Below are 8,155 nucleotides of genomic sequence, written 5' to 3'. Positions count from 1 at the left end.
CCCTGGGCGCCACGGACTTCTCGCCGGCATTCATCGTGGTGGGGGCCCTGACCTGGTGCTCGCTGTTCTACTTCTACCGCCTGTCTCCCGACGAAGGCGCGGAAATGCGCGGCGCCGGCCGCGATGCGGCTGGCGCGAAATAGCCGGCCCTGTATACCGGCGGCCAACCCGCCGGCACAACGTGACGAAACGCCCGCGGGAAAAGCCGCCCCGGCCCGCGTTGCGCGGGCCGGATTACGTACGGCCGCCCGATCAGCTGCCGTTGGCACCCTTCATGTTGGGGAAGAACATTTCGCTCCATGATGCCGGCTTGACCTTGATGCGGCCTATGCTGTACATGAAGTCGACGTACTTCATCATGTTCTCGGGCGTGGTGGTGAACTTCACCTGGGGATCGTTGAGGATCTTTTCAAAGAAGCTGATCGGTTCCTTGGACTTGTTGAGCCGCACGTAGAGCTCGGCCGCGCGCTTCTTGTCCTGGTTGATGTAGTCGATGGCGTGCGTGAAAGCCTTGAGGAAGGCGGTGTAGGTCTTGGGGTTTTCCTTGGCGAATTTGGACGTGGTCCAGATGACATTGAAGGTGTGCGGGCCGCCCGTGACGTCGTAGGAATTCAGCACCGTATGGATGCCGGGCCGGGCAAGCTCCATGTACTGGTACGGCGGCGACGTGAAGTGGGCGTCTATGGCCCCCTTGCCCGAAAGCATCGCGGCCATGCCGTCGGGGTGCGACTGCGTCACGGTAAGCTTGTCCAGGCGCCCCTCCTGGCCCTTGCCGAAAGCCTGCTGGGCCGCCATTTGCAGCGTGATCGCCTGGATCGACACCTTGACCGCCGGCAGTGCAATGCGGTCTTTGTCGGTGAAGTCTTTGATGGTCTTCACGGCCGGGTTGCGGGTGGTCAGCATCAGCGGCATGGAATCCATGGCGCACACCGCTTTCACGTCCATATTGCCGCGGGTCTTGGCCCACAGCGTGACGAAGGGCCCCACGCCGCCCGACGCGAACTGCAGGTCGCCCGACAGAATCGCGTCGTTCATGACGTTGCCGCCCGCGAACTTGGCCCATTTCACCTCGATATCGCCCAGCCCCTCGGCCTTGGCCTGTTTCTGCAGCAGATGCTGGTCTTGCATGACCATGAGCGGCAGATAGGCAATGCCATATTGCTGGGCTACGTGCACCACCTTTATTTCCGCCGTCGCGCTGACGCTGGTGGCGGCCAGCAGCGCCGCCGCGGCCCAGACGGGCCATCCGGTTTTCTTGAATTTCAATGTTGTCTCCTGTTTTGATTTTCAGAAAGGCGCTTGACACACCCCAGTTGCAAGCCGTCCCGCGGCGCGGGAGGGCAACCAGGCCTGATACGTGCCGCGATGCGCACTTATCCCGAAACGGATCAGGCCCGGACAATCAATATACAGAGAATTCGAGGCGCCGGAAACAAGGAATGGCGCAGGGCTGCGGCCACATCCACGGCATATATGCGGCCCATCATAGGTGTTGAAAATATCGATGTCAACTATATGATGTGTATCAATTGAGGATTACTGCCTATAATTAGGCAAGCGGCCGGCGCCCGGTTTCGTGCCGCTAAAATGGCCGTCGACCACCATGAATTACAACGACAAGACTGCAGCAATCATGCGCGAAACCACTTCTACTCCCAGCGTCGGCCTGACTTTGTACAAGCAGGTCAAGCGCCAGATGCTCGCCGGGCTGGCCTCTGGCGAATGGAAGCCCGGCGAGGTCATTCCCGCCGAAAAGCAGCTCAGCCAGCGCTTCAAGGTGTCCATAGGCACCTTGCGCAAGGCCATCGACGAACTCGCCGCGGAAAACATCCTGATCCGCCACCAGGGCCGCGGCACCTTCGTCGCCATGCACAGCCGCGACCATCACCTGTTCCACTTCTTCAATGTGATCCGCCACGACGGCGAGCGCACCGAACCGGCCATCACGCTGGAACGGTTCGCCAAGACCCGCGCCGACAAGAGGGTCTGCGAAAAGCTCGGCATCGCCCACAGCGCCAAGGTCTTCACCTACACCAACCTGCTCAGCCTGCACGGCGCGCCGGTCGAGGTCGACGAGATCACCGTGCCCGAGGCGCTGTTCGCGGGCCTGACGGAAGCCCAGCTGCGCAACCGCCCCAGCACCATCTACAGCCTGTACCAGACCGCCTTCGGCCTGAACGTCATCCACATCGAAGAGCGCGTGCGCGCCTGCCTGGCCGACTCGCGCCTGGCCGGCCTGCTGCGCGTGCAGCCCGGCACCGCCCTGCTGCAAATACACCGCATCGCGTTTTCCTATCACCACCAGCCGGTGGAATACCGCCTGTCGTACCTGAACACACAGGAATACGAGTACGTGCCGAAGATGGCGCAATAAGCGCACGGCGCACGGCGCACGAGCCATCACACGGATCCGCATCAGGCACTGCCGAACAGCTCGACGATCAGTTCGCGCAGCCAGCGATTGCCCGGATCGGCCTCGTAGCGCCGGCTCCAGTGCAGCGACACGTCGAAATCGCGCAGCGGAAACTCGGGCTCCAGGATGGTGTAGCCGCCTTCGGCGGCGAAGCTGCGGGCGATGTTGCGCGGCATGACCACCGCCAGATCGCTGGCCTTGATGACAGCCGGCAGCGCCATGAAGTGCTCGGTGGTCAGGCGCAGCCGGTCTTCCAGATTGAGCACCTGCAGGATGCGCAGCGTGTTCTCGTGGGTGCGCACCGACACGAATTCCAGCTCGCGCAGCCCTTCGAGTAGCGCGCGTGCGCCGCGGCGCCGGCCCACATGGGGATGCCCGGAGCGCAGCAGCACCACGTAGCGATCCTGGAACAGCAGCACGCGGCGCGTTTCCTTGACCGTGGGCAGAAAGCCGAAGGCGCAGTCGATACGGCCGCGATCCATGGCGGGGCCGATCTGCTCAGGCGCCACGGGCTCGCTGGCAAGGCGCACGTTCGGTGCGCGCTCGCGCAGCGCGATCATGAGCCCCGGCAAAAAGCTGCCTTCGCCCACGTCGGTCATGTGCAGGCGGAAGGTGCGCTGCGACAGCAAAGGATCGAAATGCGCCGATTCGGCCAGCGCCGCCTCGAGGCTTGCCAGGGCGTCGCCAACGGCCGCGGCCAGGCGCTGCGCCCGCGCCGTCGGCTGCACACCGCCGGCGGCCCGCACGAACAGCGGGTCGCCGACCAGCCTGCGCAAGCGGGTCAGGCCCTGGCTGGCCGCCGGCTGTGTCAAATCGAGGCTGAGCGCGGCACGGCTCACATTGCGCGTACGGTAGACGGCATCGAACAGGCGCAGCAGGTTGAGGTCTATATCTTTGATATGCATGGTGGCTGTCGCCCCGAGACTATGGCTGGCTATGGCGGCTGTACGCATCGCGGGCACGATATGCCCGCATGCCTATATTTCAATATGCATTAGATTAATAATACATAGTTGGCTCATTTTATTGATTTATGGCACTGCGTGGCCGATGATGGCGTCTGGCGCCCCGTGGCCCCGTCGTTTCCTGCACACTGCGTTCACGTATTGAACCCGCCGGGCATCCGCACAACGCGACGCGGCGCGCGCTTTTCCATGCGGCGCAGGCCGCGCCGCAGCCGCAACAGAGACCCTATGCAAACATCGCAATCCACTACCTCTCCATCTTGCGCAACAGCGCCGTCGGACGTCGCTGACGGCCGCGTCACCGTGCGCCAGGCCGTTCTGCAACTGCTGCGCGACTTCGGCATGACGACGATCTTCGGCAACCCGGGTTCTACCGAGCTGTCGCTGTTTCGCGATTTCCCCGCCGATTTCCGCTATGTGCTGGGGCTGCAGGAATCAGTGGTGGTCGGCATGGCCGACGGCTACGCCCAGGCCACCCGCAATGCCGCCTTCGTCAACCTGCACTCGGCAGTGGGCGTGGGCCACGCCATGGGCAATATATTCACCGCCTACAAGAACCGCACGCCGCTGGTCATCACCGCCGGCCAGCAGGCGCGCTCCATCCTGCCCTTCGACCCCTTCCTGTTTTCCGCCCAGGCCACCGAACTGCCCAAGCCCTACGTCAAATGGAGCGTGGAGCCGGCGCGCGCCGAAGACGTGCCGCTGGCCATTGCCCGCGCCTACTACCTGGCAATGCAACAGCCGCGCGGCCCGGTGCTGGTATCCGTACCCGCCGACGACTGGGCGCGGCTCTGCGAGCCGGTGCAGCCGCGCACGGTCAGCACCGAGTCGCGGCCGCAGCCCGAGGTGCTGCAGGCCATCGGCGATGCGCTCGACGGTGCCGCCCGCCCGGCGCTGGTGGTGGGCGCCGCCGTCGACCGCGACGGCGCCTGGGAACAGACCCTGCAGCTGGCGCAGCGCCACAACGCCGCGGTGTGGGCGGCGCCGATGTCGGGGCGCTGCGGCTTTCCCGAAGACCACCCGCTGTTCGCGGGCTTCCTGCCCGCCCACCGCGAACAGATTGTTTCGCTGCTTGCCGGCCACGACCTGGTGTTCGCGCTGGGTGCGCCGGCCTTCACTTACCACGTCGAAGGCGCAGGCCCGCACCTGCGGCCGGGCAGCCGGCTGGTGCAATTGATCGACGACCCGACCATCGCCGCCTGGGCGCCGCTGGGCACCGCGGCGGTGGGCGGCATACGCCTGGGGCTGCTGGATCTGCTTGCCCGCCCCGCGCCGCCGCGGCGCGAACCGCCCGCGCCGCGCGCGCCGCGCCCGCGCGCCCAGCCCTCGTCGCCCATGTCGGCCGCCTACGTGCTGCAAACCCTGGCCGAGGTGCGCGCGCCCGACTCCATCATCGTCGAAGAGGCGCCCAGCGCCCGGCCCATCATGCACGGCTATCTGCCCATATTGCGCTCGGAAACCTTCTACACCATGTGCAGCGGCGGCCTGGGCTACTCGCTGCCGGCATCCATAGGCGTGGCGCTGGCCAAGCCCGGCAGCAAGGTCATCGGGCTGATCGGCGACGGCTCCAGCCTGTATTCCATCCAGGCCTTGTGGAACGCCGCGCAGCTGCAACTGCCGATCACCTTCATCATTCTGAAGAACCGGCGCTATGCCGCCTTGCAGGATTTCGCTCCGACCTTCGGCTTCGGCAGCGGCGACAAGCTGGAAGGCTCCGAGCTGCCGGGCATCGACTTCGTGGCCCTGGCCAGGGGGCAGGGCTGCGACGCCGTCAACGTGCACGAGCCGGCGCGCCTCGAGCAGACGCTGCGCGAGGCGCTGGCCGCGCCGCGGCCGATACTCGTAGAGGTCGATATCGCCTGAAAACCGCGGCCGCCGCCGCAAGACCCGCCGGCGCGGCCCACGAGCCCCGGGCCAGCCCGATCCGCCATACTTTCATTCGCGCCGCCCGATTCCGCGGCACTTGTTTTCGGAGATCCACCATGAACCGCATATCCCTGCTGATCGACGGCGAACGGGCCCAGGCCACGGGCGGCGCCACCTTCGAGCGCCGCAACCCGCTGGACGGCAGCGTCGCCACCCTCGCACCGGCCGCCACCGCCGCAGACGCGCTGCGGGCCGTGCAGGCCGCCGCCGCGGCCTTTCCCGCCTGGTCGGCCAGCGGGCCTTCCGAACGCCGCGCACTGCTGCTGAAGGCGGCGCAAGCACTCGAAGCCCGGGCCGACGACTTCACCGCGGCGATGGCGGCGGAGACCGGCTCCTCGGCCATCTGGGCCGGCTTCAATGTGCATCTGGCCGCCGGCATTCTGCTCGAAGCCGCGGCGCTGACCACGCAGGTCGGCGGCGAGCTGATTCCGTCCGACGTGCCCGGCAGCCTGGCCATGGGCGTGCGCCAGGCCGCCGGCGTAGTGCTGGGCATGGCGCCCTGGAACGCGCCCGTGATCCTGGGCGTGCGCGCCATCGCCACGCCGCTGGCCTGCGGCAACACCGTGGTGCTCAAGGGCTCGGAGCTGTGTCCTGCCACCCACGGGTTGATCATCGAGGCGCTGCAGGAAGCGGGCCTGCCCAAGGGGGTGGTGAATTTCGTGACCAACGCGCCTGAAGATGCGTCGGCAGTCGTGCAAGCCATGATCGCGCACCCGGCCGTGCGGCGCGTCAACTTCACCGGCTCGACGCGCGTGGGCAGGATCATTGCCGGCCTCTGCGCCGAACACCTCAAGCCCGTGGTTCTGGAACTGGGCGGCAAGGCGCCCCTGGTCGTGCTGGACGACGCCGATATCGACGCCGCCGTCGACGCCGCGGCCTTCGGCGCCTTTGCCAATTCGGGCCAGATCTGCATGTCCACCGAGCGCATCATCGTCGACCAGCGCATCGCCGACGAATTCGTCGCGCGCCTGGCCAAGCGCGCGGCCGCCCTGCCGCTGGGCGACCCGCGCAAGGGCCCGGTGGTGCTGGGTTCGGTCGTAGATCAGGCCACCGTCGAGCGCTGCAATGCCTTGATCGACGACGCGCTGGCGCACGGGGCGCGGCTGGCCTGCGGCGGCAAGGCCGAGAACACGCTGATGCCCGCCACGCTGCTGGACGGCGTCACCCCCGCCATGAAGATCTACGGCGAAGAATCTTTCGGCCCAGTCAAGGGTATCGTGCGTGTCGACGGCGTGGACGAGGCGGTGGCCTGCGCCAATGACAATTCTTACGGGCTGGCGGCCGCGGTGTTCGGCCGCGACCTGGCGCGCGCGCTGCAAGTGGCGCGCCGCATCGAATCGGGCATCTGCCACGTCAACGGCCCCACGGTGCACGACGAGCCGCAAATGCCCTTCGGCGGCGTCAAGGACAGCGGCTTCGGCCGCTTCGGCGGCAAGGCCGGCATCGAGGCCTTCACCGAGCTGCGCTGGATCACGCTGCAGACTGCGCCGCGCCAGTATCCGTTCTAGGGCCTGTTCACCCTAACAGGCCCTAGCCGCCGCGCCCGTGCCGGCCAGCATGGGCGGCGGCGCCTGCACGACCGGCGCGGCCGCGGCATAAAGGTCGGCGCGCTTGCCGCTGCGCGGCGGATAAATGCGCTGGCCGTTGATGAGCCGCTTGGTGCGCTTGGCCGATGCGCCCTGGTCGGCCAGCTTGCGATCCCGCCCCTCGGTGTACACCGCGCCCCAGGGCCCCAGATCCAGGATCGTGGTGTACCAATCGATGTACATGGGCAGCAGCGGCGCCCCCATCAGTTCGGCGGCCACGTTGTGGCCGGCATAACGGCCCATGGGCCTGCCGTACTGGCACGACATGACGGACTCGTGCGTGCCGTCGACCAGTGCGCGGGCGCAATCGCCCGCCGCATACACGCCGGGCACGCCCTGCACCCGCAAGAACTCGTCCACCGGCACGCGGCCCAGCGCATCGCGCGGCGCGGGGATTTTTTCCATCAGCGGGTGCGCCCTCATGCCGCCGCACCACACCAAGGTCGCGGCCTCGATGCGGGTGCCGTCGGTAAGCCGCGCGCCATGTTCATCGGCCTCGAGCACGCTGACGCCCGGCAGCGTTTCCACCCCCAGGTCGGCAAGCGCCTGCGCGATGACCGGCTGGGCGCCGCCCATGGCCTGGGCGATGACGGGGCTGCGGTCGGCCAGCAGCACACGCACCTGGCCGGCATGTGCCGCACCGGCAATCTTGCGCAGGCGGCCCGGCAGTTCGCAGGCCAGCTCTATGCCGGTCAGGCCCGCCCCCACCACCAGCACCGTCCAGTTGCCGGGCGCGTCGGCGCGTTGCGCCAGCCCGGCCAGATGCTGCTCCAGGCGGCGCGCGCCCGCATAAGTATCGACATCGAAGGCGCAGCGCGCCAACCCCGGTATGGGCGGATGCACCAGGCGGCTGCCCAGTGCCAGCACCAGGCGGTCGTATTGCAGCTTGCGCCGCGCGCCTTGCTCGTCGACTTCGACCGCGCGGGCGCCGGTATCGATGTCCTGCACCGTGCCGACGACCCAGCGCACACCCGCCGGATCCAGCACTTCGCCCAATGGCACGCGGGTCACGTCGAGATCGGCTTCGTAATTGCGCACGCGGATGGAGTGGTAGCCCGTGGCGTTGACGACCATGACCTCGGCCCGCCCGGCGGCCCCCAGCTCGTCCAGTTCGCGGGCAGCCCCCAGGGCGCTCCATAAGCCGGCAAAGCCGGCGCCGAGTACGAGTATGCGCTGCATGGCTGTTTCCCTGGAAACGCCCGGAAAGAAATGAGGCGGTCGTGCCGGGGCGCCGCGGCCGCGAATTTATTGTAGTCCCGGCCCGG

6 protein-coding genes are annotated in these 8,155 nt (G+C 67.3%); 3 read left to right on the top strand and 3 right to left on the bottom strand.

What is annotated here, in order from left to right; translation table 11 throughout:
- Window positions 1-252 precede the first annotated feature (252 nt).
- Window positions 253-1,266, bottom strand: coding sequence for an ABC transporter substrate-binding protein (locus CEY11_RS07510; RefSeq protein WP_088602707.1), 1,014 nt, complete (start codon window positions 1,264-1,266; stop codon window positions 253-255).
- Window positions 1,267-1,603: 337 nt separating this feature from the next.
- Here CEY11_RS07510 and CEY11_RS07505 point away from each other — a divergent pair, with 337 nt between their 5' ends.
- A complete protein-coding gene (locus CEY11_RS07505) occupies window positions 1,604-2,374 on the top strand; it encodes a GntR family transcriptional regulator (RefSeq protein WP_233154753.1) in 771 nt (256 codons plus the stop codon).
- Window positions 2,375-2,415: 41 nt separating this feature from the next.
- Here CEY11_RS07505 and CEY11_RS07500 read toward each other — a convergent pair whose 3' ends face one another.
- Window positions 2,416-3,318, bottom strand: coding sequence for a LysR family transcriptional regulator (locus CEY11_RS07500; protein WP_088602706.1), 903 nt, complete (start codon window positions 3,316-3,318; stop codon window positions 2,416-2,418).
- A gap of 288 nt (window positions 3,319-3,606) precedes the next feature.
- On the opposite strand from CEY11_RS07500, the gene mdlC reads away from it, so the two are divergent.
- Window positions 3,607-5,241, top strand: a complete 1,635-nt coding sequence (mdlC, locus tag CEY11_RS07495; protein ID WP_088602705.1) for a benzoylformate decarboxylase — start codon at window positions 3,607-3,609, stop codon at window positions 5,239-5,241.
- A gap of 119 nt (window positions 5,242-5,360) precedes the next feature.
- Window positions 5,361-6,812 (top strand): aldehyde dehydrogenase, encoded by a 1,452-nt coding sequence (locus tag CEY11_RS07490; RefSeq protein ID WP_088602704.1) that lies wholly within the window; start codon window positions 5,361-5,363, stop codon window positions 6,810-6,812.
- Between the two features lie 12 nt (window positions 6,813-6,824).
- Here CEY11_RS07490 and CEY11_RS07485 read toward each other — a convergent pair whose 3' ends face one another.
- Window positions 6,825-8,069 carry an NAD(P)/FAD-dependent oxidoreductase gene (locus CEY11_RS07485; RefSeq protein WP_088602703.1) on the bottom strand — a complete coding sequence of 415 codons (1,245 nt, stop codon included), beginning with the start codon at window positions 8,067-8,069 and terminating at the stop codon, window positions 6,825-6,827.
- Between the last annotated feature and the right edge of the window lie 86 nt (window positions 8,070-8,155).

The organism is Candidimonas nitroreducens, assembly GCF_002209565.1.
Taxonomy (GTDB): Bacteria; Pseudomonadota; Gammaproteobacteria; order Burkholderiales; family Burkholderiaceae_B; genus Candidimonas; species Candidimonas nitroreducens.
Note: the sequence above shows the minus strand (reverse complement) of the source record. Positions and strands in the feature narration are given on the sequence as shown.

Excerpts from the sequence above, each read along its gene's own strand:
- CEY11_RS07490 (WP_088602704.1), top strand. The coding sequence starts at position 5,361 with ATGAACCGCATATCCCTGCTGATCGACGGCGAACGGGCCCAGGCCACG.
- CEY11_RS07505 (WP_233154753.1), top strand. The coding sequence starts at position 1,604 with ATGAATTACAACGACAAGACTGCAGCAATCATGCGCGAAACCACTTCT.
- mdlC (WP_088602705.1), top strand. The coding sequence starts at position 3,607 with ATGCAAACATCGCAATCCACTACCTCTCCATCTTGCGCAACAGCGCCG.
- CEY11_RS07485 (WP_088602703.1), bottom strand. The coding sequence starts at position 8,069 with ATGCAGCGCATACTCGTACTCGGCGCCGGCTTTGCCGGCTTATGGAGC.
- CEY11_RS07500 (WP_088602706.1), bottom strand. The coding sequence starts at position 3,318 with ATGCATATCAAAGATATAGACCTCAACCTGCTGCGCCTGTTCGATGCC.